Annotated in this window: 27 protein-coding genes; 3 read left to right on the top strand and 24 right to left on the bottom strand. The window is 54.7% G+C overall.

The window, feature by feature from the left end:
* Positions 1 to 84: 84 nt before the first annotated feature.
* Complete coding sequence (bhsA, locus tag AC4IC4_RS08790) at positions 85 to 342, bottom strand: multiple stress resistance protein BhsA (RefSeq protein ID WP_008500777.1); 258 nt, start codon at positions 340 to 342, stop codon at positions 85 to 87.
* A 244-nt stretch (positions 343 to 586) separates the two neighbouring features.
* On the opposite strand from bhsA, the gene AC4IC4_RS08785 reads away from it, so the two are divergent.
* Complete coding sequence (locus AC4IC4_RS08785; protein ID WP_024909039.1) at positions 587 to 1,222, top strand: TetR/AcrR family transcriptional regulator; 636 nt, start codon at positions 587 to 589, stop codon at positions 1,220 to 1,222.
* A gap of 59 nt (positions 1,223 to 1,281) precedes the next feature.
* Here the strand turns inward: AC4IC4_RS08785 and AC4IC4_RS08780 are convergent, their stop codons facing one another.
* From AC4IC4_RS08780 to yceD, 22 genes are all read right to left on the bottom strand, one after another.
* Complete coding sequence (locus tag AC4IC4_RS08780) at positions 1,282 to 1,821, bottom strand: glycine zipper 2TM domain-containing protein (protein WP_008500779.1); 540 nt, start codon at positions 1,819 to 1,821, stop codon at positions 1,282 to 1,284.
* A 193-nt stretch (positions 1,822 to 2,014) separates the two neighbouring features.
* Positions 2,015 to 3,319 (bottom strand): NAD(P)/FAD-dependent oxidoreductase, encoded by a 1,305-nt coding sequence (locus tag AC4IC4_RS08775; protein ID WP_061715538.1) that lies wholly within the window; start codon positions 3,317 to 3,319, stop codon positions 2,015 to 2,017.
* 238 nt (positions 3,320 to 3,557) lie between these two features.
* Entirely contained in the window at positions 3,558 to 4,100 is a 543-nt protein-coding gene (gene ycfP / locus AC4IC4_RS08770; RefSeq protein WP_008500781.1) for an alpha/beta hydrolase YcfP, read from the bottom strand.
* Positions 4,101 to 4,134: 34 nt separating this feature from the next.
* On the bottom strand, positions 4,135 to 5,160 hold the full coding sequence (gene nagZ / locus AC4IC4_RS08765) for a beta-N-acetylhexosaminidase (protein WP_491472806.1): 1,026 nt from the start codon (positions 5,158 to 5,160) through the stop codon (positions 4,135 to 4,137).
* An 11-nt stretch (positions 5,161 to 5,171) separates the two neighbouring features.
* Positions 5,172 to 5,996: a thiamine kinase gene (thiK, locus tag AC4IC4_RS08760; protein ID WP_491472557.1), complete on the bottom strand. Its 825-nt coding sequence runs from the start codon at positions 5,994 to 5,996 to the stop codon at positions 5,172 to 5,174.
* A complete protein-coding gene (gene lpoB / locus AC4IC4_RS08755; protein WP_045326975.1) occupies positions 5,977 to 6,624 on the bottom strand; it encodes a penicillin-binding protein activator LpoB in 648 nt (215 codons plus the stop codon). The genes thiK and lpoB overlap by 20 nt, the downstream gene beginning before the upstream one ends.
* Positions 6,625 to 6,634: 10 nt before the next feature.
* A complete protein-coding gene (locus AC4IC4_RS08750) occupies positions 6,635 to 7,009 on the bottom strand; it encodes a YcfL family putative periplasmic lipoprotein (RefSeq protein WP_024909034.1) in 375 nt (124 codons plus the stop codon).
* A 1-nt stretch (position 7,010) separates the two neighbouring features.
* Entirely contained in the window at positions 7,011 to 7,370 is a 360-nt protein-coding gene (gene hinT, locus AC4IC4_RS08745) for a purine nucleoside phosphoramidase (RefSeq protein WP_006809243.1), read from the bottom strand.
* A gap of 247 nt (positions 7,371 to 7,617) precedes the next feature.
* Positions 7,618 to 9,051: a PTS glucose transporter subunit IIBC gene (gene ptsG / locus AC4IC4_RS08740; RefSeq protein WP_023311158.1), complete on the bottom strand. Its 1,434-nt coding sequence runs from the start codon at positions 9,049 to 9,051 to the stop codon at positions 7,618 to 7,620.
* Positions 9,052 to 9,348: 297 nt separating this feature from the next.
* Positions 9,349 to 10,143: a metal-dependent hydrolase gene (locus AC4IC4_RS08735; protein WP_032650858.1), complete on the bottom strand. Its 795-nt coding sequence runs from the start codon at positions 10,141 to 10,143 to the stop codon at positions 9,349 to 9,351.
* A gap of 10 nt (positions 10,144 to 10,153) precedes the next feature.
* A complete protein-coding gene (holB, locus tag AC4IC4_RS08730; protein WP_248272240.1) occupies positions 10,154 to 11,158 on the bottom strand; it encodes a DNA polymerase III subunit delta' in 1,005 nt (334 codons plus the stop codon).
* Positions 11,155 to 11,796: a dTMP kinase gene (gene tmk / locus AC4IC4_RS08725; RefSeq protein WP_024909031.1), complete on the bottom strand. Its 642-nt coding sequence runs from the start codon at positions 11,794 to 11,796 to the stop codon at positions 11,155 to 11,157. The genes holB and tmk overlap by 4 nt, the downstream gene beginning before the upstream one ends.
* Positions 11,786 to 12,808, bottom strand: a complete 1,023-nt coding sequence (gene yceG, locus AC4IC4_RS08720) for a cell division protein YceG (protein ID WP_491472556.1) — start codon at positions 12,806 to 12,808, stop codon at positions 11,786 to 11,788. The genes tmk and yceG overlap by 11 nt, the downstream gene beginning before the upstream one ends.
* 2 nt (positions 12,809 to 12,810) lie before the next feature.
* Positions 12,811 to 13,620 (bottom strand): aminodeoxychorismate lyase, encoded by an 810-nt coding sequence (gene pabC / locus AC4IC4_RS08715; protein ID WP_248163987.1) that lies wholly within the window; start codon positions 13,618 to 13,620, stop codon positions 12,811 to 12,813.
* A gap of 120 nt (positions 13,621 to 13,740) precedes the next feature.
* The gene (gene fabF / locus AC4IC4_RS08710; protein WP_032638623.1) at positions 13,741 to 14,982 is read right to left on the bottom strand and encodes a beta-ketoacyl-ACP synthase II; all 1,242 of its coding nucleotides are present in this window, start codon (positions 14,980 to 14,982) and stop codon (positions 13,741 to 13,743) included.
* A gap of 91 nt (positions 14,983 to 15,073) precedes the next feature.
* Positions 15,074 to 15,310, bottom strand: a complete 237-nt coding sequence (gene acpP, locus AC4IC4_RS08705) for an acyl carrier protein (RefSeq protein WP_003857954.1) — start codon at positions 15,308 to 15,310, stop codon at positions 15,074 to 15,076.
* Positions 15,311 to 15,464: 154 nt separating this feature from the next.
* Positions 15,465 to 16,199 carry a 3-oxoacyl-ACP reductase FabG gene (gene fabG / locus AC4IC4_RS08700; protein WP_008500795.1) on the bottom strand — a complete coding sequence of 245 codons (735 nt, stop codon included), beginning with the start codon at positions 16,197 to 16,199 and terminating at the stop codon, positions 15,465 to 15,467.
* Positions 16,200 to 16,211: 12 nt separating this feature from the next.
* Positions 16,212 to 17,141, bottom strand: a complete 930-nt coding sequence (gene fabD, locus AC4IC4_RS08695; protein WP_032650852.1) for an ACP S-malonyltransferase — start codon at positions 17,139 to 17,141, stop codon at positions 16,212 to 16,214.
* A 15-nt stretch (positions 17,142 to 17,156) separates the two neighbouring features.
* Positions 17,157 to 18,110, bottom strand: a complete 954-nt coding sequence (locus AC4IC4_RS08690) for a beta-ketoacyl-ACP synthase III (RefSeq protein ID WP_008500797.1) — start codon at positions 18,108 to 18,110, stop codon at positions 17,157 to 17,159.
* A gap of 6 nt (positions 18,111 to 18,116) precedes the next feature.
* Positions 18,117 to 19,151 carry a phosphate acyltransferase PlsX gene (gene plsX, locus AC4IC4_RS08685; protein ID WP_024909025.1) on the bottom strand — a complete coding sequence of 345 codons (1,035 nt, stop codon included), beginning with the start codon at positions 19,149 to 19,151 and terminating at the stop codon, positions 18,117 to 18,119.
* Positions 19,152 to 19,231: 80 nt separating this feature from the next.
* Positions 19,232 to 19,405, bottom strand: a complete 174-nt coding sequence (gene rpmF / locus AC4IC4_RS08680) for a 50S ribosomal protein L32 (protein ID WP_003857964.1) — start codon at positions 19,403 to 19,405, stop codon at positions 19,232 to 19,234.
* Positions 19,406 to 19,421: 16 nt separating this feature from the next.
* Positions 19,422 to 19,943 carry a 23S rRNA accumulation protein YceD gene (gene yceD / locus AC4IC4_RS08675; RefSeq protein ID WP_491472555.1) on the bottom strand — a complete coding sequence of 174 codons (522 nt, stop codon included), beginning with the start codon at positions 19,941 to 19,943 and terminating at the stop codon, positions 19,422 to 19,424.
* A gap of 140 nt (positions 19,944 to 20,083) precedes the next feature.
* Here yceD and AC4IC4_RS08670 point away from each other — a divergent pair, with 140 nt between their 5' ends.
* Positions 20,084 to 20,668, top strand: coding sequence for a Maf family protein (locus tag AC4IC4_RS08670; RefSeq protein WP_024909024.1), 585 nt, complete (start codon positions 20,084 to 20,086; stop codon positions 20,666 to 20,668).
* Between the two features lie 132 nt (positions 20,669 to 20,800).
* On the opposite strand, the gene rluC is transcribed toward AC4IC4_RS08670, so the two are convergent.
* A complete protein-coding gene (rluC, locus tag AC4IC4_RS08665; RefSeq protein WP_024909023.1) occupies positions 20,801 to 21,748 on the bottom strand; it encodes a 23S rRNA pseudouridine(955/2504/2580) synthase RluC in 948 nt (315 codons plus the stop codon).
* A gap of 572 nt (positions 21,749 to 22,320) precedes the next feature.
* Between rluC and rne the strand changes: the two genes are divergently transcribed.
* Entirely contained in the window at positions 22,321 to 25,440 is a 3,120-nt protein-coding gene (gene rne / locus AC4IC4_RS08660; RefSeq protein WP_491472554.1) for a ribonuclease E, read from the top strand.
* Positions 25,441 to 25,478: the final 38 nt, after the last annotated feature.

Here is a 25,478-nt window from a genome sequence, read left to right as displayed (position 1 = left end):
CAAGTGTTCTTAAACGATCGGCATTACTGCACATGTGCAGGGCGTTTTTTATTGCAGTGGCATAAATGAGGGTTTATGCCCGGCTTATTTGTAGATGACAGCCGTGCCGTGCAGGGTGTTAGGACCGGTCACAGAGGTGATGCGGTAAGATTTTGCACCCATCTCTTGCGCTTTTTGCGCCAGCTGATCTTCCAGTGAACCCAGGTTAGTCCCGGCAGACGCAGAGATCGTCCCGACTTTATGCTGATCGACCGGAGTGGACTGTACCTGTACAGCAGCAAAGCTTGCGAAAGAGAGTGAACTCAGGACAGCAGCAGCGATGAGGGTTTTTACGTTTTTCATGATGTTTACCTTTAGCAGATGAATTTGGAGGTCGTTATCTATTTAGTTAACGATCGATAGGTAAATCATAAATGTGATCCAGGTCACGCGTCAACATAATTTTATAACGACCATTAACTTAATTTTAAAGTTGTTATTTTTCATATAGATATGATTAATATATTTTTAAGCATTCAGCACTGGTGGTGGGTTGCGTTTATTTTTATAATGGTTATTCACCAAACCAACAGAGGACCAACGGCACATGACAACCGATGTCACGAGTTGTGCGAAGAAAAGCCGTGGCCGACCAAAAGTGTTTGACAGGGATGCAGCGCTTGATAAGGCCATGACTCTCTTCTGGCAACATGGGTATGAAGCAACCTCGCTTTCCGATCTGGTAGAAGCCACCGGAGCCAAAGCGCCGACGCTGTATGCCGAATTTACCAATAAAGAGGGGCTGTTCAGGGCAGTGCTGGACAGATACATTTCGCGCTTTGCGGCGAAACACGAAGCCCAGCTGTTCTGTGAAGAGAAAAGCGTCGAACAGGCGCTTCGCGACTATTTCACCGCCGTCGCGACCTGCTTCACCAGTAAAGAGACGCCTGCGGGCTGCTTTATGATTAACACCTCTGCCACCCTGGCGGCGTCCTCGAAAGAGATTGCCAATACGGTGAAATCGCGGCATGCCATGCAGGAAGAGACGCTCAGCGCATTTCTGGCTCAGCGCCAGCAGCGCGGTGAAATCCCTGCACAATGCAACCCTCAGCTGCTGGCGCAATACCTGAGCTGTATTTTGCAGGGGATGTCGATCAGCGCCCGTGAAGGGGCTACTCTGGAAAAACTGCAGAATATTAGCGAAACCACGCTGCGACTGTGGCCTGAGCTACTGAAAATCTGAAGCAAAAAAAAGCTCCTCAGCCTGAGCGCATGAGGAGCTAAATTCAGAGAACATCTTTTTTACACTTTGTTATTCAGAACCAACTGGCCATTTCCATCCAGTGGAATTTGCGTGCCCGGGTCTTTATCCATGCGGATTTTGCCCTGCTGATCGCCAATTTTGTACGTCACGTCATAGCCCAGCATTTTTTCCGACTTGTCATAGACGGTTTTGCAGCGTTGCTGAGTCGTGGTGTAAGTATCGTTATCCTGCATCGCGCCCTGTACCTGGTTACCGGCATAGCCGCCACCCAGCGCGCCGACCACGGTCGCCACATCTTTACCCCGGCCGCCGCCGAACTGGTGACCAATCACGCCACCCGCTACCGCGCCCAGAACAGAACCGGCAATGCGGTTTTCATCCTGCACCGGACGACGGTGCGTCACGGAGACGTTACGGCACTCCTGACGAGGCGTTTTTACCGTTTCTTTAATCGGTGTAGCAGAAACCACCTGCGCATACTGCGGGCCGCGATCTAATACGTTGAGACTGGCAACGGCAGCCACACCTAACGCAGCCGCGACGCCAATCCCTATACCCGCCAACATTGATTTATTCACGGGACTTCCTCCTTTGTTGCTATTGGTAACAATTTTGCAATGGAGGCATCGCTTCGCCAATAAGATAAAGGATCAAAAAAGGGGCGTTGAGAGGAGATATATTGTATTTAGGAGAACTCTTAAGCACTCAAACTGTGATCTACAGCATGAAATGCTAAAAACTCCCTCCGGAGGACCCGGAGGGAGTGAAAGATTAGTGCAGCTTCAGACGCGGACGGATCACGCGGTTGATTCTGCCCACCAGCATCATCAGCCCGGTTTTGAAGTAGCCGTGCAGCGCAATCTGGTGCATGCGGTACAGGGAGATATACACGAAGCGGGCAATGCGCCCTTCGACCATCATTGAGCCGCGCATCAGGTTGCCCATCAGGCTGCCGACGGTAGAGAAGTTTGACAGCGACACCAGTGAACCATGGTCTTTATAGACATAGGCTTTCATTGGCTTGCCTTTGTACTGCGCCAGAATGTTGTGCAGCACCAGGCTTGCCATCTGGTGAGCGGCCTGCGCGCGCGGCGGCACGAATCCACCTTCAGGACGCGCGCAGGAGGCACAGTCACCGATAGCAAAGATGTCAGGGTCGCGCGTGGTTTGCAGCGTTGGCTCGGTGACCAGCTGGTTAATACGGTTCGTTTCCAGACCGCCGATCTCTTTCATAAAGTCAGGCGCTTTGATACCTGCCGCCCAGACCATCAGATCCGCTTTGATATACTCGCCGTCTTTGGTGTGCAGGCCGCCTTCGTCGGCGCTGGTCACCATGGTCTGCGTCAACACCCGCACGCCCAGCTTGGTGAGCTCATTGTGTGCCGCACCGGAAATTCGCGGAGGCAGCGCAGGCAGGATGCGTTCACCGGCTTCAACCAGCGTGACGTTCAGCGCTTCGTTAGTTAACCCTTTGTAACCGTAGCTGTGCAGCTGTTTCACTGCATTGTGCAGCTCCGCAGACAGCTCAACGCCCGTCGCACCACCGCCGACAATGGCGATATTCACCTTACCGTTCGCACCCATATTGCTGGTGTACTTCAGGAACAGGTTCAGCATTTCCTGATGGAAACGACGCGCCTGGTGCGGGTTATCGAGGAAGATACAGTGCTCTTTCACGCCCGGCGTGTTGAAGTCGTTGGAGGTACTGCCCAGCGCCATGACCAGCGTGTCGTACGGCAGCTTGCGCTCAGGAACCAGCAGCTCCCCTTTTTCATCGCGCAACTCTGCCAGGGTGATGGTTTTGCTTTCACGGTTGATGTCCACCACCGAGCCCAGCTGGAACTGGAAATGGTGGTTGCGCGCGTGCGCCAGATAGCTGAGCGCGTCTACGCCCTCGTCCAGAGAACCGGTCGCCACTTCGTGCAGCAGCGGTTTCCACAGGTGGCTGTGGTTACGATCCACCAGCGTAATTTTGGCTTTTTTACCGCGACCCAGCTTCTTGCCCAGCTGTGTAGCCAGCTCCAGCCCGCCAGCACCACCGCCTACAATCACTATCTTTTTCAATGGCGTAGTCAACGTGACCCCCTCAAATTATTAACCAATTGTTAATTAAAAGTTATAAAAATAACCCTTAATTAACAACAAGTTACAGCACTGAAACCATTCAGGTGCATTGAGAATACCACGTCAGGCGCATTGGTCATACCAAAATTGATATGCATCAAGTTTTGATGGCTTAAAAGTAGACAATTCTGGTCAAAAAGAAAGCCCGGTACGCTTTCGCGGCCGGGCTTTGATGCCTGCGGATAAGGGATTAACCCAGCGTTTTAAACGCTTTGATACGCTGCAGATGCGGGGAGATGTTCTTGAACTTGTGGGTCTGTTCTTCGTCCCAGACGATCTCATAGTAATGATGCAGCAGTTCTGCTGCCCGATGGCTGTTGAGCGCTTCATCATTACGTGAAAGGATCACCAGGCAGCGGTCGCGGTTTTTCTCACGAAAATTGCTGACGCACTTGGTCGCAATATCGACATACTCTTCCGGGCGGTCAATTTTGCCTTCCATGTTCTCGTTCGGGAACAGGTTAGGATTGAACACCACCTGGCGAATGTCGCACAGGAAGCCAATCCGCTCCGCCCAGTAGCCACCCAGCCCCACGCCGCAAATCAGCGGGCGATCGTCGACGTTGAGCTGCAACATCTTGTCCACCTCTTTGAGCAGATGCTGCATATCATGCTTCGGATGGCGCGTGCTGTAGCTGATCAACCGTACATCCGGATCGATAAACTGCAGCTGCAGCACCTTCTCATGATTACCAGGACTGTTTGAGTCAAAACCGTGTAAATAGATGATCATCGTCTTCTCACCACGCTACGCCTTCCGGGAGGGTTTACAGGCTGGCTTTATGTGCCTGCCAGAGCTCATTCAGGTCTTCAAGCCGGGCGTTGACCGTCTTCCAGCGCGCCGAATCCATCAGCTCCTGACGGCTAAATGAACCTTTATGATACAATTGTGTAACACGCTCTGCATTGATCGGCGACAGGTTATCCAGCACGCTCACGGCACCTTTACGATTATTGCAGACCAGGATCATATCGCAACCTGCATCCAGCGACGCCTGACCGCGTTCAGCGTAGCTGCCCATAATCGCCGCCCCTTCCATCGATAAGTCGTCAGAGAAGATCACGCCATTGAACCCCAGCTCCTGACGCAGAACGGTTTTCAGCCAGTGCGGAGAGCCGCTGGCAGGGCGCGGATCAACGTCGCTGTAAATCACGTGCGCAGGCATAATGGCATCCAGCTTGTTGTCGGTGATCAGCGACCTGAACACCGACATATCTTTGGCGCGAATTTCCGCTTCCGGGCGCGGATCGCGCGGGGTCTCTTTGTGTGAGTCCGCCGTCACTGCGCCGTGACCCGGGAAGTGTTTCCCGGTGGTTTTCATTCCGGCATCGTGCATACCGTCGATAAACCGGGTCGCCATGGCCAGCGCAATACGCGGATCTTCATGGTATGAACGCTCGCCAATGGCGGCGCTGATATGCCCCACGTCCAGAACCGGGGCAAAACTGATGTCGATATCCATGGCGATCATTTCGCTGGCCATCAGCCAGCCGGCCTCCTGCGCCAGTTTCCCCCCCTCTTCCGTGCCTAACAGCGCGGCAAAAGACTGGGCAGCCGGCAGGCGGGTAAACCCTTCGCGAAAACGCTGCACGCGGCCGCCTTCCTGATCGACGGCGACCACCAGATGATTGCGCGACGCGGCGCGGATCTGACGCACCAGCTCACGCAGCTGCGCCGGATCGTGATAGTTGCGGGTAAACAGGATCAGGCCACCCACCAGCGGATGCGCCAGAATTTCACGCTCCTCCGCATCCAGCTCAAACCCTTCTACATCCAACATGACTGGACCCACATCCACCTCTCTTATCCTTTCGTTTGTAACTGACGCCAGGCATCGTCTGCCAGCGCAATAAAGTGTTTGTCTCTGGACTGCCGATAGCGCATTTCAAACCAGCCAGCCATTAACATGACGACCCAGGGTCGCCAGCATCTGACCTGACGCCTCAGCGCCTCGGGGTCAATATGTGCCACCTGGGCGTAGTCCCTGATGAGTATTTGCCGCGCGGCGTCACTCTCCGTCCAGACTGCCGCCAGCTCCAGCGCCACATCGCCATCTCCGGTATACTCCCAGTCGATAAGCCTGATGCCCGCTGGCGTATGAACAATATTCCCGGCATGAACATCCATGTGCAGCGGCGCGAGCCGAATCGGCTGCGGCTCGCCCGTTTTACGCAGCCGCTTGAGATGTGCCAGCCACATTGGGGTGCGTCTGCCAGGCTCGGCCTGCTGCCAGTAGCGTTCCAGCAGCGGGTATAACGTGATTCGCCATCCCAGACGTGGCTGCCGGTGCAGATGATACAGCATCGCCGCGAGCGCCGGCGTGTCCGGTAACGCGCTTTTAACGTCACCGTCCAGATAGTCGACGGCCATCCAGCCCTGTCTGAAAAAACGGGGGGCTGGCACGAGATCTGACGGAAGACGTCTCAGGGCACGAAACTGACGACGAAAATGGGAGGCAGGCGCGTAGGGATCGTGATTCTGCCGCAAGACCAGACGGTGTTCGCCCTGCGCTATAATGCAACTCGCGCCGCCAAGCCCGGAGTGGGCCTGCGGCGCGATAAGGCGGTATTGAGGAAAATAGCGCGTCAGAATCTCTTCACGCGTGCTGTCATTGTTGCGTAACCGCACCTTTACCTGACCAGATAATTTCGCCTGTCTGAACCAGCATCAGCTGCATCTGCAGGGCTGGGGTATTCACGTTACCGGTGGCGTTAGAGTAAAGCACATACTGTGCGCCAACGTTACGGGCAATGCCGATCGCCTTGCTGCGTGTGCCAAGGCTATCCTGCGGCGACAGGCCCAGCTGCTGTTTGGCTACCGCGAGCTGCTGAGCCGAGACCAGCGTAAACTTACCGTTGTTTGCCAGGGCGTTGCGCAGCGTTTCAGTCGCTTCGCCCGCGTTCAGCGAACCGTTGGTACGGTTGTTCACGCTATCAACCAGCAACACGCTACCTGCCGTCACGCCCTGTGCCTGCAGCATTTTGCCGACCATGGGCTGCATTGCGCCGTTCCAGTCGTAATGGCGCACGCGCGGCGTGGGCTGCGACGTCTGGTCCGGATGCTCAATCGGGCCAGGCTGCGCCGGTATAGACGGTACGGACGGCACGGTTGGCTGCGGCTGCGTTGGCTGTGTTGGCTGTTCTGTGCCCGGTTTCGCCTCTTCCACAGGCGCAGGCTGTTCAGTTCGGGTCACACACCCCGCCAGGAACAGCGCGAAAGCTGTCACGAGCGCATAGCGGCTCAAGTTTTTAATCAAGGTTCACCCCTCAGAGATAAAGATAAAGTCTCACCTTATGCGCACCCAGATAGTTGGCGCTGCCATAGAGCGTTACCGACGACCTGGCCGGAATGGTGACGCTGCGCGGCGCCTCCAGCGGATGCATTTCGAGACCTCTTACGTCATACCAGAAAAAACGGTAGTGGACCGTCACGGGTTCGTGTCTTTCATTAAAGAGCGTAGAGGAGGCAGATGAGTTGATTTCACTGATGGTCAGCGCGGGCTGTTGCGCCGTGATGCCCGCGGCAAGCACGGAGGATTCCATGACCAGCGTCTGTTCATCGTTCACGGGGATCGCCGGGCGCGTGCTGCACCCCACAATCATCATCGTCACTACCAGCGCTGCAATACGCCCTTTACGCATGTCAAAGACCTTTATGTGCCAGCATCGGCCCCAGAGGACGTCCACCCAGCAGATGCATGTGAATATGATACACTTCCTGGCCACCATGACGGTTGCAGTTCATGATCAGACGGTAACCGTCTTCTGCAATCCCTTCCTGTTCAGCGATTTTCGCGGCCACCGTCAGCATACGACCTAACGCCACTTCATGCTCGGTTTTTACGTCGTTTACAGTCGGAATCAGAATATTGGGAATGATAAGGATGTGCGTCGGGGCCTGAGGGGAAATGTCCCGGAAAGCCGTCACCAGTTCATCCTGATAGACGATATCCGACGGAATTTCGCGGCGGATAATTTTACTGAAAATCGTTTCTTCAGCCATGACCTTTTCCTTTTTTGTTTAATCTGGCGCAATGCGTCCGCTGTAAACACACTCCCGGGATCGGTGTGTGACACAATTCAAGAGTATGAGCGAGTTTCTCCTGTCCTTTCAACCTCCTCCCTCGATTTCTTTCCTGAATGTTCATCAGCTGAGTGAAGAGTGACCGCTTGCGCGTCTCAGTGGCGTTTTTTACGACACAAATAAAAAAGGCAGCCATTCGGCTGCCTTAGTCTCCCCAGGTCACAACTTAGTTGCTGCGGATGTACTCATCCATTTCGGTTTTCAGGTTATCGGATTTGGTACCGAAGATTGCCTGTACACCAGAACCTGCAACAACTACGCCCGCTGCGCCCAGTTTTTTCAGACCCGGCTGGTCTACTTTCGCGACGTCGGCAACGCTCACACGCAGACGAGTGATGCACGCGTCCAGGTTAGTGATGTTCTCTTTACCACCGAACGCAGCAACCAGTGCAGGAGCCATTTCGCTGGTCGCGCCAGCTTTGCTGTCTTCTGTCGCATCTTCACGGCCTGGGGTTTTCAGGTCCAGTGCTTTAATCAGCACGCGGAAGATGGTGTAGTACACAACTGCGTAGCACGCACCGACGATTGGGAACAGCCACAGTTTGCTGCTGTTACCGGACAGAACGATGAAGTCGATCAGGCCGTGAGAGAAGGACGTACCGTCACGCATACCCAGCAGAATACAGATTGGGAACGCCAGGCCCGCCAGAATCGCGTGGATAACGTACAGGATCGGCGCAACGAACATGAAGGAGAACTCGATCGGCTCGGTGATACCGGTCAGGAACGAGGTCAGCGCTGCGGAGATCATGATACCGCCCACTTTTGCACGGTTCTCTGGCTTCGCAGAGTGCCAGATAGCAATCGCCGCTGCAGGCAGACCGTACATTTTGAACAGGAAGCCACCAGACAGTTTACCTGCAGTTGGGTCACCCGCCATGTAACGTGGGATATCGCCGTGGAATACCTGGCCTGCTGCGTTGGTGAATTCACCAATCTGCATCTGGAATGGAACGTTCCAGATGTGGTGCAGACCGAATGGCACCAGGCAACGCTCGATGAAGCCGTAGATACCAAACGCCACAACCGGGTTCTGGTAAGCAGCCCACTGAGAGAAGGTCTGGATAGCGGAGCCGATTGGTGGCCAGATGAAGGACAGGATCACGCCAGTGAAAATCGCTGCCAGACCAGAGATGATCGGAACGAAACGCTTGCCCGCGAAGAAGCCCAGATACTCAGGCAGCTTGATGCGATAGAAGCGGTTGAACATATACGCTGCAATCGCACCGGAGATGATACCGCCCAGAACACCGGTGTCCGCCAGGTGTTTCGCGGCGATCTCTTCTGCCGGTAAATGCAGAACCAGCGGCGCAACCACAGCCATGGTTTTCACCATGATGCCGTAGGCAACCACTGCAGCCAGCGCAGAAACGCCGTCGTTATTGGTGAAGCCCAGAGCCACACCGATCGCGAAGATCAGCGGCATGTTAGCAAAGACAGAACCGCCTGCTTCGGCCATCACGTGGGAGACTACGGCTGGCAGCCAGCTGAAGTTAGCAGAACCGACACCCAGCAGGATACCTGCAATAGGCAGTACGGATACTGGCAGCATCAGCGATTTACCGACCTTTTGCAGGTTAGCAAATGCATTCTTAAACATAATTGAGAGTGCTCCTGAGTATTTGTGCTTTTTTTACGCTTTCACGCATTGGCCCGGGGGGAGTACCGTGCCGTGGACAGGACATCTAAGCGCCCTTTATTTATTACACAGAGTAAAATAATTCCCTCTGAGTTTGTTTGACGGCTATCACGTTTCAGCTTAAGGCGGTCGAAAAACTTTCAGTTATTTACAAAAAGCATGTCCGGATGTGTCTAAAAACACCCTCACCGCCCCAAATGAGGCGGTGAACTTTACTCGCTTTACTTATTAATTACGAGCCTAAAAAAAACAGGTGTATCAGACAGATTGCAGGCGGGCGGGGTCGATATGGAACAGCGTGGAGAAGTTTTCCGTCGTCACGCGGGCCAGCTCATCAATGCTGACGCCCTTCAGTACGGCCATGTATTCAGCCACATCTCTCGTCATAGCGGGCTGGTTCTCTTTACCGCGATGCGGTACCGGTGCGAGATACGGAGAGTCGGTCTCCACCAGAATGCGATCGAGCGGAACATAACGTGCAGCATCACGCAGCTGCTCAGCGTTACGGAACGTCACGATCCCCGAAAACGAGATATAAAACCCCAAATCAAGCAGCTTACCCGCCGTTTCTCTGTCTTCTGTGAAACAGTGTAGTACGCCACCGCAATCCGTCACGTTTTCTTCCCGGAGGATCGCCAGGGTATCCGCACGCGCGTCGCGGGTGTGGACGATAACCGGCTTGTTCAGCTCCCGGCCAATGCGAATATGGTTGCGGAAGGACTCCTGCTGACGCGGTTTGGTTTCCGGCGTGTAAAAGTAGTCCAGCCCGGTCTCGCCCATCGCCACCACGCCCTCTTCTGCTGCCAGTTGGCGCAGATCCTCAACGTCGTACGCCTCGTCCTGATTCAGCGGATGCACGCCGCAGGAGAACACCACGTTATCGCGAACGCCCACCAGCTCACGCATGGAGCGGTAGCCCGGCAGCGTGGTTGCCACCGCAAGACAGAATTTCACATCGCGGGCAGCGGCTTTTGCCAGCACGTCATCCACGTTTTTATGCAGGGATTGATAATCCAGGCCATCAAGATGGCAGTGTGAGTCGACTAAAAACATAATGTCTCTCTCAGAGATGGGAAACAGGCGGTGTGACGCCGGGTTGCAGGTAATGTTCGATACGCAGTAACTGGTCAGTCAGTAAAAGCTCGCGATTAAGGCCCGTCACGGTTAAAAGCTGTTCTCGGCTCTGGCAAATTTCATGAAGCATCGCATGAAGAATCGTCCCTGAGAGGCGGTTCGCCAGCGTATTCACCAGCGACCACGCATCCGGGTTGGTCAGAAGCGTTGCCCCTTGCTGAGTTTTGAGTGCATCCAGCAGCAACGAGGCCAGCCAGTGCAGACGCTCAACGACCCGATCGCTGTTAAGCGCAGGCAATACGCTTAGCCAGTCGTGGTTATTCAGTGCCGTTTCAACAGCCCGGCAGAGCGTTTCTCGCTCTGACCAGACGTCAGGCTGCAGTAATGCCAGCGCCGCCGCGGGCGCGCCGCTGCTCAGGCGCAAGGCGGTCAGCGCACTCTCAGGTGACGTTGTCACCTCACGCTCAAGCCAGCTCAGCGCCCACGATTCCTGGGGCACCGCCAGGTGATGAAGACGACAGCGGCTACGCAGCGTCGCCAGTAATCGTCCCGGGTCACGACACGAGAGGAAAAACCACGTTTTAACCGGCGGCTCTTCCAGGGTTTTCAGCAGGGCATTAGCCGCCGCCTCGGTAAGCTGTGTGGCGTCTTTAAGCCAGACCACTTTAGCGCCGCCCAGTCGCGCGTGCTCGTACAATTTTTCACTGACTTCCCGCACGGCATCGATGCCGAGCGCGCTTTTGCCCTTCTCAGGCTCAAGGGTGTAGTAGTCAGGATGCGTGCCCGCCTGCATCAGCTGACAGCCACGGCATTTACCACAGCTCTTGTGCCCTTCCGGCTGCTGACACATCAGAAAACGGGTGATGGCATAAATCAACGCATCATCACCCATCCCTGGCAATGCCTGAATCAGTAACGCATGATGCCCCCGACCCGCCTGATAGCTGCCGATCAGCTGTTCAAAGTGTGGGCGCAACCATGGATACCATTTCATGCCTGCTGCTCCTGCACCCACTGCGTAATGGTATGCTGAATGTCACGCGTGACGTCGTCCAGGGACTGCGTCGCATCGATGGTACAAATTGAGCTGTCCTGTGCGGCAAGTTCAAGATAGCGCGCACGGGTGCGGTTAAAGAAATCAAACGACTCTTGTTCAATGCGGTCCAGCTCACCGCGCGCGCGGGCACGCTTGAGGCCCACTTCCGGAGTCACATCCAGATAGAGCGTCAGGTCGGGGCGAAAATCCCCCAGTACGGCATTACGCAGCGTAGCCAGCATGGTCTGGTCGATACCACGTCCTCCGCCCTGATACGCCTGAGTCGACAGATCGTGACGGTCACCGATCACCCACTTGCCGCCGGCCAGGGCAGGTTTGATAACCGTCTCAACCAGCTGAACGCGCGCCGCGTAGAACATCAGCACTTCGGCTTTGTCAGTGATAACTTCGTCGCCGACGGATTTAATATCCAGCACCAGGCTGCGCAGCTTTTCAGCCAGCTGCGTGCCGCCCGGCTCGCGGGTAAATACCATGTCCGCCACGCCAAGCGCTTTTAGCGTATCCACCACCACGTTGCGGGCGGTAGTTTTACCCGCTCCTTCGAGTCCCTCAATGACAATGTATTTACTGCGCATTTTTTTCCTTAAGTGCCTTCAGATAGTCCTGAACAGAGCGATTGTGGCTGGCAAGGTTGGTGTTAAAGGTGTGTCCCCCTTTTCCATCAGCCACAAAATAGAGATACGGTGTTTTTGCCGGATGCGCGGCGGCTTTAAGCGACGCTTCGCTCGGCGTGGCAATCGGACCTGGCGGTAATCCGCTAATCACGTAGGTATTATACGCCGTTGGCGTCTCCAGATCTTTTCTTGAGATCTTGCCGGCATAGCTCTCGCCCATGCCGTAGATAACGGTAGGGTCGGTTTGCAGACGCATGCCGATGCGCAGACGGTTGATAAATACTGACGCCACTCGATCGCGCTCGGCGGCAACGGCGGTCTCTTTCTCGATAATTGAGGCCATGGTGACAAACTGGTTTTGATCTTTATACGGCAGCCCGTCCATTCGCCCTTCCCAGGCGGCATCCACGGCGGCGACCATTTTTTTGTGCGCCCGCTTAAGAATCGCCACATCAGTCGTGCCTGCGGTATACATCCAGGTATCCGGCCAGAACCAACCTTCCACCCACTCAGGATGCTCAAACTTGAGCACGTCGGCCACCGTCTGATAGCTGTCATCCTTCAGGGTATGCTTAATATAAGGCGCATCGCGCAGCTGTTTGAGGTAATCGCTCAGGCGCATCCCTTCCACAAATCGCAGGGGGAACTGGGCTTCCTTGCCGCTTTCCAGCAGCTGCAGCATCTCTCTGACGGTCATTCCCGGCGTAAAGCGATAGGTACCGGCTTTGAAATGTGACAGCTCAGGCTCCACGCGCAATAACCACTGGAATACCCGTGGACGATTGATAATCTTGTCGCCATAGAGCTGTTCCCCAAGCGCCAGGCGGCCGGTTCCCGCTTTCAGGGTAAAGATCGTTTCGTCTTTAACCAGGATCTTGCTGTCAGCCAGCTGGCGAACTTTCCATACGCCAGCTCCGCCAGCGACGCCCAGCGCAACGATGAGGATAAGGACAAAGCGCAACATTTTTTTCATGACTATCTGGTTTGCTCACATATCGGGGCTAAAAACTGAAACAGCTCGCGCGAAGACCAGCGTTGTTGGCCATACGCACGGACGGGTACAACAGGCATCAGCGCATTGCAGATGATGACTTCATCGGCAGTCTGTAGCGCGGCTTCTCCTGCGCTAACTTCGACAACGCGAAAGCCAGAGCGTGCCAGCTGTTGCAGACAAAACTGACGCATTAACCCATTTACGCCAGCGTGTTCCAGCGACGGAGTGAACACCTCTCCCCCCTGCCGCCAGAGTAAATTAGCCGCACAGCATTCCGTAATGAACCCTTCGCTGTCAAGAACCAGCGCCTCATCGGCGTCCGTCTGTTCAAGATGAGTACGAATGAGCACCTGCTCGAGGCGATTGAGATGCTTAAGCCCGGCCAGCATCGGGTTCCGTCCCAGTCGAACCGGGCTCAGCGTCAGCGTGACGCCGTCCTCTCGCCAGCGAGAATAATGCGCAGGATAAGCAGAAACGGAGAGAATACGCGTTGGGTTGATACACGATGCGGCGCTGTAGCCCCGGCCACCACTGCCGCGACTGATGATGACTTTGAGTACGCCGGTGTCCTTCCCGGTTGCCAGCTGGCACATTTCCTGGCGCAATATGTCCCAGTGCGTAAAGGGAATCATTAACTTTTCACAGCCATGCTGCAGACGTCGAATGTGCGCCTCCAGCAGGCAGACATCGCCATCCAGAATGCGCGCCGTCGTAAAGCAACCATCACCGAACTGTATCGCCCTGTCGCTGGCAGGCAGCGTGTCCTGCTCAAGGCCATTGATTAAAAACATGGTGGCTCCTTATGCGTGGGCATTTAGTCTGGCAGGATGTCATGCAGCCGACAAGAAGATTAGGCTTAATAAAAAAGGCCCGGCAAGCGGACCTTTTTAAAAGCTATCGGGACGTCAGGATCAGATCTTTTTGAAGATCAGAGAACCGTTGGTACCGCCGAAGCCGAAGGAGTTACACAGGGTGTACTCCATACCGCTAACCTGACGCGCTTCGTGAGGAACGAAGTCCAGATCGCAACCTTCATCCGGGTTATCCAGGTTGATGGTTGGCGGAACAGCCTGATCGCGCAGCGCAAGGATGGAGTAGATTGACTCTACTGCACCCGCCGCACCCAGCAGGTGACCGGTCATGGACTTCGTGGAGCTCACCATTACGCGGCTGGCAGATTCGCCGAAGATAGACTTAACCGCCTGAGCTTCAGCTTTATCGCCTGCTGGCGTAGAGGTGCCGTGCGCGTTCACGTAGCCAATTTGTGCTGGGGTAATACCCGCATCACGGATCGCGTTTTCCATCGCCAGCGCAGCACCTGCACCGTTCTCCGGAGGAGACGTCATGTGGTAAGCATCGCTGCTCATACCAAAGCCAACGACTTCAGCATAAATTTTCGCTCCGCGTTTTTTCGCGTGTTCGTACTCTTCCAGTACGATCATGCCCGCACCGTCACCCAGCACGAAGCCATCACGGTCTTTATCCCACGGACGGCTTGCCGCCTGTGGATTATCGTTGCGGGTAGAAAGCGCACGGGCCGCGCCGAAACCGCCGACACCCAGTGGAGTACTGGCTTTTTCAGCACCGCCGGCAACCATAGCATCTGCATCGCCGTACGCAATAATGCGCGCGGCCTGGCCGATGTTATGTACGCCAGACGTACAAGCGGTGGCGATAGAAATGCTTGGCCCACGCAGGCCGAACATGATGGTCAGGTGACCTGCCACCATATTAACAATCGTGGACGGAACGAAGAACGGACTGATCTTACGCGGGCCGCCATTCATCAGGGATGTATGGTTTTCCTCGATCAGGCCAAGACCGCCAATCCCGGAGCCGATAGCGGCGCCGATACGGGTTGCGTTCTCTTCCGTAATCACAAGGCCAGAATCCTGCATGGCCTGAACGCCAGCGACAATTCCATATTGAATGAAGGCATCCATCTTGCGCTGCTCTTTGCGCGAGATGATCTCTTCACAGTTAAAATCCTTTACTAAGCCAGCAAATTTCGTTGCATAGGCGCTAGTATCGAAATGGTCGATTAGGCTGATGCCGCTCTGACCGGCAAGGAGAGCTTTCCAGGTGGACTCTACGGTATTGCCGACAGGAGACAACATGCCAAGTCCGGTCACAACTACACGACGCTTAGACACGTTTGTCCTCCAGGGAGGGATAAAAAAAGAGATTCGTGGGACTAAAAAAGATAAAACTCAGGCGGTCGAATGACCGCCTGGAGATGTTCACTTACGCCTGGTGACCGTTGATGTAATCAATGGCAGCCTGAACGGTGGTGATCTTCTCAGCTTCTTCGTCCGGAATCTCAGTATCAAACTCTTCTTCCAGAGCCATTACCAGCTCAACGGTGTCAAGAGAATCTGCGCCCAGGTCTTCAACGAAGGAAGCGGAGTTCACAACTTCTTCCTGCTTAACGCCCAGCTGTTCGCCGATAATTTTCTTAACGCGTTCTTCGATAGTGCTCATACTCTTAAATTTCCTATCAAAACTCGCTTTCGCGATGGTTTTCGTAGTGTATAAAATGTTGAAAAATTTGCAACTAAATCCCGGCAGTTCGTACCACGATTTTACGTTATTTTGAGGCCATTCGCCCTAATAACGCAAATATTTTTCATCGTGGTTAAACCATATACATCCCGCCGTTGACGTGGAGGGTCTCACCAGTGATGTAACCCGCTTCGTCAGAGGCTAAAAATGCAACCGCACTGGCGATTTCTTTAGGGTCGCCAAGACGACCCGCCGGAACTGCCGCCAGCGTACCCGCACGCTGCTCATCAGTCAGCGCACGCGTCATGTCCGTTTCAATAAAGCCCGGAGCAACAACGTTTACCGTAATACCGCGGGACGCAACTTCACGCGCCAGCGACTTACTGAAACCAATCAGACCTGCTTTCGCCGCAGCGTAGTTAGCCTGACCAGCATTTCCCATGGTACCAACCACAGAACCGACAGTGATAATACGACCATGACGCTTTTTCATCATAGCGCGCATTACCGCTTTTGACAGACGGAATACAGATGACAGGTTGGTTTCGATGATATCGTTCCACTCGTCGTCTTTCATTCGCATTAACAGGTTATCGCGAGTGATCCCGGCATTGTTTACCAGAATATCCACTTCGCCAAACTCTGCGCGAATATTTTCCAGAACAGATTCGATAGATGCAGGTTCAGTCACATTCAGTACCAGACCTTTACCGTTTGCACCCAGATACTCGCTGATGGCCTGAGCGCCATTCTCGCTGGTTGCTGTACCAATCACCTTCGCGCCGCGCGCAACCAGTGTTTCAGCAATTGCACGCCCGATACCGCGGCTTGCGCCAGTGACCAGGGCGATTTTTCCTTCAAAACTCATGGTATTCCTCTTTTATTGCGAGAGTGCCGCTGACATCGCTTCCGGCTCGTTAATCGCCGAGGCTGTCAGGGTGTCAACAATACGTTTTGTCAGACCGGTGAGGACTTTCCCTGGGCCGACTTCATACAGATGCTCAACGCCCTGAGAGGCCATAAACTCAACGGTTTTGGTCCACTGTACCGGGCTGTAGAGCTGGCGAACCAGTGCATCACGGATAGCTTCTGGAGTGGTTTCGCATTTCACATCGACGTTGTTCACAACGGAAATCGTCGGTGCGTTAAACGTAATTTTTTCCAGCTCAACCGCCAGTTTCTCGGCGGCAGGCTTCATCAGCGCACAGTGAGACGGCACGCTGACCGGCAGCGGCAGCGCACGTTTAGCACCCGCCGCTTTACAGGCCGCACCTGCACGTTCAACCGCTTCTTTATGGCCGGCAATAACCACCTGGCCCGGCGAGTTGAAGTTAACCGGAGAGACCACCTGGCCTTCAGCAGATTCTTCACATGCTTTTGCAATTGCAGCGTCATCCAGACCGATGATGGCAGACATACCGCCCGTGCCTTCCGGCACCGCTTCCTGCATGAATTTGCCGCGCAGTTCCACCAGACGTACCGCGTCAGCAAACGCGATCACACCGGCACACACCAGCGCAGAGTATTCGCCCAGGCTGTGACCCGCGAGCAGCGCGGGGGCTTTACCGCCCTGCTGCTGCCAGACACGCCACAGCGCAACGGACGCGGTCAGCAGCGCGGGCTGGGTCTGCCAGGTTTTGTTCAGCTCGTCGGCCGGACCCTGCTGGGTCAGCGCCCATAAATCATAACCCAGTGCATCAGAAGCTTCACGGAAAGTCTCTTCAATGACCGGATAGGTTGCTGCCATTTCAGACAACATCCCAACGGTTTGAGAGCCCTGGCCCGGGAACACAAAAGCAAATTGCGTCATTTTTTATTCCTTATCCTAGAAACGAACCAGCGCGGAACCCCAGGTGAACCCGCCACCGAAGGCTTCAAGCAAGACCAGCTGGCCCCGTTTGATTCGTCCATCGCGTACCGCTTCATCAAATGCGCACGGTACCGACGCCGCAGAGGTGTTGCCATGACGATCCAGCGTCACCACAACGTTATCCATCGACATGCCCAGCTTTTTCGCGGTCGCGCTGATGATACGCAGGTTCGCCTGATGCGGCACCAGCCAGTCGAGCGCGGAGCGCTCAAGGTTATTCGCTTCCAGCGTTTCATCAACGATGTGCGCAAGCTCAGTCACCGCCACCTTGAACACCTCGTTCCCTGCCATTGTCAGGTAAATCGAGTTGTCCGGATTAACGCGATCGGCGTTAGGCAGGGTCAACAGTTCGCCGTAGCTGCCATCAGCATGCAGATGCGTCGAGATGATACCCGGCTCTTCGGACTGCCCCAGCAGCACCGCGCCCGCACCATCACCAAAAATAATGATCGTTCCACGATCGGTAGGATCGCAGGTACGTGCCAGCACGTCAGCACCGATCACCAGCGCATATTTAACGGCACCGGATTTCACGTACTGATCGGCAACGCTCAGCGCATAGGTGAAACCTGCGCACGCGGCAGCGACGTCAAACGCCGGACAGCCTTTAATGCCGAGCATGTTTTGCACCTGGCACGCCGCGCTTGGGAAAGCGTGCGTGGCAGACGTCGTGGCGACCACGATCAAACCAATCTGTTCTTTATCAATGCCCGCCATTTCGATAGCACGCTGTGCGGCTTCGTAACCCATGGTCGACACGGTTTCGTCTGGCGCGGCAATACGACGTTCACGGATACCTGTGCGCGTGACAATCCACTCGTCAGACGTATCTACCATTTTTTCCAGATCGGCGTTGGTACGCACCTGTTTTGGCAGGTAGCTGCCGGTACCTAAAATCTTCGTATACATGTACGCTCAGTCACTTTTAGCTAATACAGATTCCAGGCGAGCGGCAATCCGCTGAGGGACTTGTCGCTGCACCGCCTGCACTGCCTGTTCAATCGCGACAGCAAATGCTCGCTGATTGGCGGCGCCATGACTCTTAATCACGATGCCGCGCAATCCTAACAGACAGGCGCCATTATACTGGTCGGGGTTGAGGTGACTGAATCGCCGCGTCAGGCTCTTTTGTAACCAACGCTTCAATAAAATCAGCCACCAGGCGCTTTTTTTGCCTTCTCCCTGAGATTTCAGCAGAGAAAGAAACATGCGCACGACCCCTTCCATGGTCTTCAACGTTACGTTTCCGGTGAAGCCATCGCACACCAGAACATCCGTTTTCCCCGTCAACAACTCATTGGCTTCGAGATAACCAATATAGTTGATGGAGGGAACCTGTTTGAGCAATTCAGCCGCTTCGCGAATGCTGTCCAGGCCTTTGGTCTCTTCTTCACCAATGTTCAGTAACGCAACACGGGGAGTGTTGATCCCGACGACTTCTTCTGCCAGCACCGATCCCATCACGGCAAACTGAGCCAGCATAGTACTATCACAGTCGACGTTAGCGCCCAAATCGAGCACCACCGTCTTGCCCTTCTGCTGATGCGGTAACACCGTCACCAGCGCCGGACGCTCAATACCTTCAATAGGTTTGAGCAGTAATTTCGACAGCCCCATCAGCGCGCCGGTATTCCCCGCGCTGACGCAAGCCTGAGCTCGCCCTTCTTTCACCAGCTCCAGCGCTACCCGCATAGAGCTGCCACGACTATTGCGAATAGCCTGCGAAGGTCGGGCATCACTGGCAATAACTGACTGCGCAGGAATAATCTGCAGACGCGAACGTTGTTCAAAGTCAGCTTTTGCGAGTAATGGCGTGATTGCGTCGGGATTGCCGACTAAAAGAAGTGTGAGTTGCGAATTAGAATTCAGTGCCTGCAATGCTGCAGGCACTGTCACGGAAGGGCCAAAATCTCCCCCCATGACATCTAACGCCAGGGTTAGACGTGTCAAGGTATCGTCGCAGCCTGGTTCGGTAAATTCCCCGTTTGCACGGGGAAATCCTCACTAAGCCTAATCACGCTTGCGCGTGATTACTTAGTGATAACCTTGCGGCCGCGGTAGAAACCGTCAGCGGTGATGTGGTGACGCAGGTGTTTCTCACCAGAAGTCTTGTCTACAGACAGGCTGGTAACTGCAGTCAGCGCGTCATGGGAACGACGCATGCCACGTTTGGAACGGGTTGGTTTATTCTGTTGTACGGCCATGGACCTTACTCCTCAATTACTTACGCTTTAAGCTGGCTAATACGGCAAATGGGTTTGGTTTTTGCGCTTCATCAGGCAGTTCCCCAAAGACCATGTCCGCCTCGGACACTTCACAGTGTTCAGAATCATGCACCGGAACCACTGGCAAGGTGAGGATGATTTCATCTTCAACCAGAGCCAGAAGATCGATTTCACCGAATTCGTTAACCTCAATCGGCTCATACGCTTCCGGGAGTGCTTCAGCCTGTTCGTCAGAACGAACCGGACTGAAACAATACGTTGTGTGAACATGCTGTACAAACGGTTTCCCGCAACGCTGACACTCGAGCGTTACCGTCACCTTTACATCACCGGTTAAAACGGCGAGACGCTGGTTGTCGATAGCGAACGACATGGAGCATTCTACATCACTGTCCACACTGACTACGGATTCGGCAATACGCTCAGCCTGATCGGAAGTATAGATACCTTCATAATCGAGGCGTTTTTGAGCCGTACGAACCGGATCAAGAGTCAGGGGTAATTTTACCTTTTGCATAGGGCGCGCATATTAACTTTGTAACGTCATAGAGTCAAAGAAAAAGGCAACCAGAGCTGCCTTTTGCCAATTATTCGCACACATTGCGGCCTGTAGTTTAAAATGGCTGGCATCGATACGCTATATCTGGTGATAAAAATATGCCAAATCTCGTCCTTGCTTCCACGTCTCCCTACCGCCGAATGCTGCTGGAAAAGCTCGGGATCCCGTTTGAATGCGCCGCGCCAGAGGTTGATGAGACGCCACAGCCGGGCGAGTCACCGCGTCATCTGGTAACGCGTCTTGCTAAAGAGAAAGCGCAGTCGCTGGCCGCACGCTATCCTTCGCATTTGATTATAGGCTCCGATCAGGTTTGCGTGCTGGACGGCGAAATCACCGGCAAGCCCCATACGGAGGAGAACGCCTGCCAGCAGCTTCTGCGCGCGCGAGGCACTATCGTGACCTTTTATACGGGCCTGGCGCTCTATAACTCCGCCACCGGTCATCTGCAAACGGAGTGTGAACCGTTCGACGTACACTTCCGCCATCTCAGCGAGCAAGAGATTGTGGATTATGTGCGTCGGGAACGTCCGCTGAACTGTGCGGGGAGCTTTAAAAGTGAAGGATTGGGGATTGCGCTGTTTGACAAGCTGGACGGTCGCGATCCCAACACGTTGGTGGGGTTACCGCTGATTGCCTTGTGTCAGATGTTAAGACGGGAAGAGTGTAATCCGTTGACGGTGTGACCTTCGCCGGGTGGCGCTGCGATTGCATGGGCCTACTACACTGCGACCTGCTGCCCTCACCCCGGCCCTCTCCCACGGGGAGAGGGAGCAAACATTAAAAACGGCAACATTCGTTGCCGTTTTACGTTTACCTTAGCCGCGCAGAACTTTAAGACAGCGTTTCAACTGCTCATCCAGCGGCGCTTCAATACGGATGACTTCACCGGTATTCGGATGGGTAAACTTCAGTGCTGCCGCATGCAGGAAAAGACGCGACAGTCCCGTCCCCGCCAGCTGCTTATCAAACTCGCGGTCGCCATAGCGGTCATCAAAGGCGATGGGGTGCCCTGCAAACTGCGTATGCACGCGGATCTGGTGGGTACGACCAGTCACCGGACTGCAGCGCACCAGCGTGGCAAACTCATAGCGCTCTTCAACCTTAAAGCGCGTCTCAGACGGTTTCCCTTCCTGGCTCACGCGGACAATGCGTTCACCGCTTTGCAGAATGTTCTTCAGCAGCGGCGCCTGCACCACTTTTACATGGGACTGCCACTGACCGCGCACCAGCGCCAGATAGTCTTTCTGCATCCCTTTTTCACGCAGCTGTTCATGCAGCGAACGCAGCGCGGAACGCTTTTTCGCCACCAGCAGTACGCCTGAAGTGTCGCGGTCAAGACGGTGCACCAGCTCAAGGAAGCGCGCTTCCGGACGCAGGGCACGCAGCCCTTCAATCACGCCGAAGCTCAGACCGCTACCGCCATGGACTGCCGTTCCTGACGGTTTATTGAGCACCAGAATGTGGTCATCTTCGTAAAGGATGACGTCGCTCAGGGCAGCCACTTTCTGCAGTTTTGGTGAAACGGTCTCTTCTTCACGCTCTGCCACGCGCACCGGCGGAATACGCACTTCGTCACCGGCTTCGAGTTTGTACTCGGGCTTCACGCGTTTTTTGTTAACCCGCACCTCGCCCTTACGCAGGATGCGATAAATCATACTCTTTGGCACACCTTTCAGCTGGGTGCGCAAAAAGTTATCGATACGTTGCCCCGCGTCGTCTTCGGCGATGGCAACCATTTTTACGGCTGGAGTCTCTGTTTTCATGGGTGGCGATTCTAAATATCGTCAGCCAATAGCGCCACTCATTTTTCTATGCTTATATTTACTTTTATCCGGCCAGCTCCCCGTTTCGCGCAACCGATTTGGTGGTTATTAAACCAATCGCCATTCTGAAGTGAAGAAACTGTGAGTAACCGGGTGATAATTGGTAAAAGTCATCTTGCTATAACCCGGCGAGCAGTGGAATAATGAGGCTGTTTTCCGTGTTAAATCCTGGTTAAGTAAGGATGTTGACGGAATGACCAATTTTGTCTGACCGATCATCCACGCAGCAATGGCGTAAGACGTATTGATCTTTCAGGCAGTTAGCGGGCTGCGGGTTGCAGTACTTCCCGGTATAAGGATTGTTCTCTGGAGAGTTCTACCCAGGCAATTCCCCTGATAATTGCGCTGTGTTTCCGTATGAAATACAGGCAACCGACACTCTGCGCCTCTTAAGCGAGCGACAACCGTGAGGTTGGCGACGTGAACAGACACGAGGCCATCGGTTCATACCCCGGAAAGCGTCACCTTGCCCGCAGCTTTGTCGTCAATGTAAGAATAACGAGTAAGTTACGATGAAAAGAATGTTAATCAACGCAACTCAGCAAGAAGAGTTGCGTGTCGCCCTTGTGGATGGGCAGCGCCTGTACGATCTGGATATCGAAAGTCCTGGACACGAACAGAAAAAAGCGAACATTTACAAAGGTAAAATCACCCGCATTGAACCAAGCCTTGAAGCTGCATTTGTCGATTACGGTGCTGAGCGTCATGGTTTCCTCCCTCTGAAAGAAATCGCCCGCGAATATTTCCCTGCAAACTACAACGCCCATGGCCGACCAAACATCAAAGATGTTCTGCGTGAAGGTCAGGAAGTTATCGTTCAGATTGATAAAGAAGAGCGTGGCAACAAAGGTGCCGCACTGACCACCTTTATCAGCCTGGCAGGGAGCTATCTGGTGTTGATGCCTAACAACCCGCGTGCGGGTGGCATCTCTCGCCGTATCGAAGGTGATGACCGTACCGAGCTGAAAGAAGCGCTGGCAAGCCTCGAACTGCCTGATGGCATGGGTCTTATCGTGCGTACCGCGGGCGTGGGCAAATCAGCCGAAGCGCTGCAATGGGACCTGAGCTTCCGTCTGAAGCACTGGGAAGCCATCCAGAAAGCAGCGGAAAGCCGCCCTGCTCCGTTCCTGATCCACCAGGAAAGCAACGTGATCGTGCGTGCCTTCCGTGACTATCTGCGTCAGGACATAGGTGAGATTCTGATCGATAACCCGAAAGTGCTTGAACTGGCGCGCCAGCACATCGCCGCGCTGGGTCGTCCGGATTTCACCAGCAAAATTAAACTGTACACCGGTGAAATCCCGCTGTTCAGCCACTATCAGATCGAATCCCAGATTGAATCCGCCTTCCAGCGTGAAGTGCGTCTGCCGTCCGGCGGTTCTATCGTTATCGATACCACTGAAGCGCTGACCGCTATCGACATCAACTCCGCGCGTGCAACTCGCGGCGGCGATATCGAAGAGACCGCCTTCAACACCAACCTTGAAGCCGCTGATGAAATCGCCCGCCAGCTCCGCCTGCGCGATCTGGGTGGTCTGATTGTTATCGACTTCATCGACATGACCCCTGTTCGCCACCAGCGTGCGGTAGAAAACCGTCTGCGCGAAGCGGTGCGTCAGGACAGAGCGCGTATCCAGATTAGCCATATCTCACGCTTTGGCCTGCTGGAGATGTCCCGTCAGCGTCTGAGCCCGTCGCTGGGTGAGTCCAGCCATCACGTTTGCCCTCGCTGCTCCGGCACCGGTACCGTGCGTGATAACGAATCGCTGTCCCTCTCTATTCTGCGTCTGATTGAAGAAGAAGCGCTGAAAGAGAATACCAAAGAGGTGCACGCGATTGTTCCTGTGCCAATTGCCTCCTACCTGCTGAACGAAAAACGTGCTGCGGTAAGTGCTATTGAAGCGCGTCAGGGTGGCGTTCGCTGCATCATCGTGCCAAACGACCAGATGGAAACTCCGCACTATCACGTGCTGCGTGTCCGTAAAGGCGAAGAGACGTCCACGCTCAGCTATCTGCTGCCGAAGCTGCACGAAGAAGAGATGGCCCTGCCTTCCGATGAAGAGCCAGCCGAGCGCAAACTGCCTGAGCAGCCTGCGTTAGCGACCTTTATCATGCCAGAAGCCCCACCGGAAGCGGCCCTGGAAAAACCTGTGGCTAAACCTGAAGCGCAGAAACCAGCAGCAGCGAAAGCCCAGCCGGCGCAGCCGGGTCTGCTGAGCCGTTTCTTTGGCGCGCTGAAGAAGATGTTTGCTGAAGAAGAAGCTCAGCCAGAACAGCCGAAGGAAGAGCCAAAAGCGGCCAAGCCTGAACGCCAGCAGGACCGCCGTAAGCGTCAGAACAACCGCCGCGATCGTAACGACCGTAGCGATCGTAATGACCGCAGCGAGCGTCGTGACAACCGCGACAACCGTTCTGAAAATAACGAAGGTCGTGAGCAACGCGAAGACAACCGTCGCAACCGTCGCGAGAAACAGCAGCAGAATGTTGAAGATCGTGAAATTCGCCAGCAGGCGGGCGATGAGTCTGAGAAAAGCAAACAGCGTGACGACCAGCAGCCGCGCCGTGAACGCAACCGTCGCCGTAACGACGAGAAGCGTCAGGCACAGCAGGAAGTCAAAAACCTGAACCGCGAAGAGCCTGTTGAACAGCAGGACGGCGAGCAGGAAGAACGTACTCAGGTTATGCCGCGCCGTAAGCAGCGCCAGCTTGCTCAGAAAGTCCGCTTCGCCTCAGAAGCAACCGAAGAGTCAACCGTTGTCGCAGTTGAAACCCGCGAGAACGCAACCGGCACGCAGCTGGCGAAAGTTGATCTGCCAGCGGTCGTTGAAAACAACGTTGAGCAGGATGAAAACGGTGAAAACCGTGATAACGCCGGAATGCCGCGCCGTTCACGCCGTTCCCCACGTCATCTGCGCGTCAGCGGCCAGCGCCGTCGTCGCTATCGTGACGAGCGTTACCCAACTCAGTCGCCAATGCCGCTGACCATTGCCTGTGCTTCGCCAGAAATGGCTTCCGGCAAAGTCTGGATCCGCTACCCTGTTGCTCGCCCGGAGCAGGTTGTTGAAGAGCAACCTGTAACCGAAGAGGTGATTGCACCTGCGGCAGCGGTAGAAGACGTTGTGACTGAAGCGGCAACCGTGGTTGAACCTCAGGTTGTTGAAACGGAAGCACCTCAGGCAGTTGAAGTCGAAACCACTCATCCGGAAGTAATTGCCGCGCCGGTTGATGCCGCACCGCAGCTTATTGCTGAAGAAGATGTCGTGGTGGCTGAGGAAGTTGCTGAAGAAGCTGAACCTGTAGCCGCAGTGGAAGACACCGCTGAAGCTATCGTTGAAACCACCACTGAAGAAGTCGTTCAGGACGTTGAGATTGAGGTTGAGGTTGAACCGGTTGTTGAAGAACCGAAAGCGCCTGAAGTGAAACCTGAACCGGTTGTCTCTGCGCCAGCCGCTGCCCACGTGGCGACAGCACCGATGACCCGCGCTCCGGCGCCGGATTACGTGCCAGAAGCTCCGCGTCACAGTGACTGGGTACGCCCGGCATTCAGCTTCGATGGTAAAGGCGCTGCTGGCGGTCACAGTGCAACGCATCAGGCGACTGCACCGGCAACGCGTCCGCAGTCTGTCGAATAACGACGCTGAAAGTAAAAAGCCGACCTTAGGGTCGGCTT

The organism is Enterobacter sp. Taxon_2 (assembly GCF_058355295.1).
Note: the sequence above shows the minus strand (reverse complement) of the source record. Positions and strands in the feature narration are given on the sequence as shown.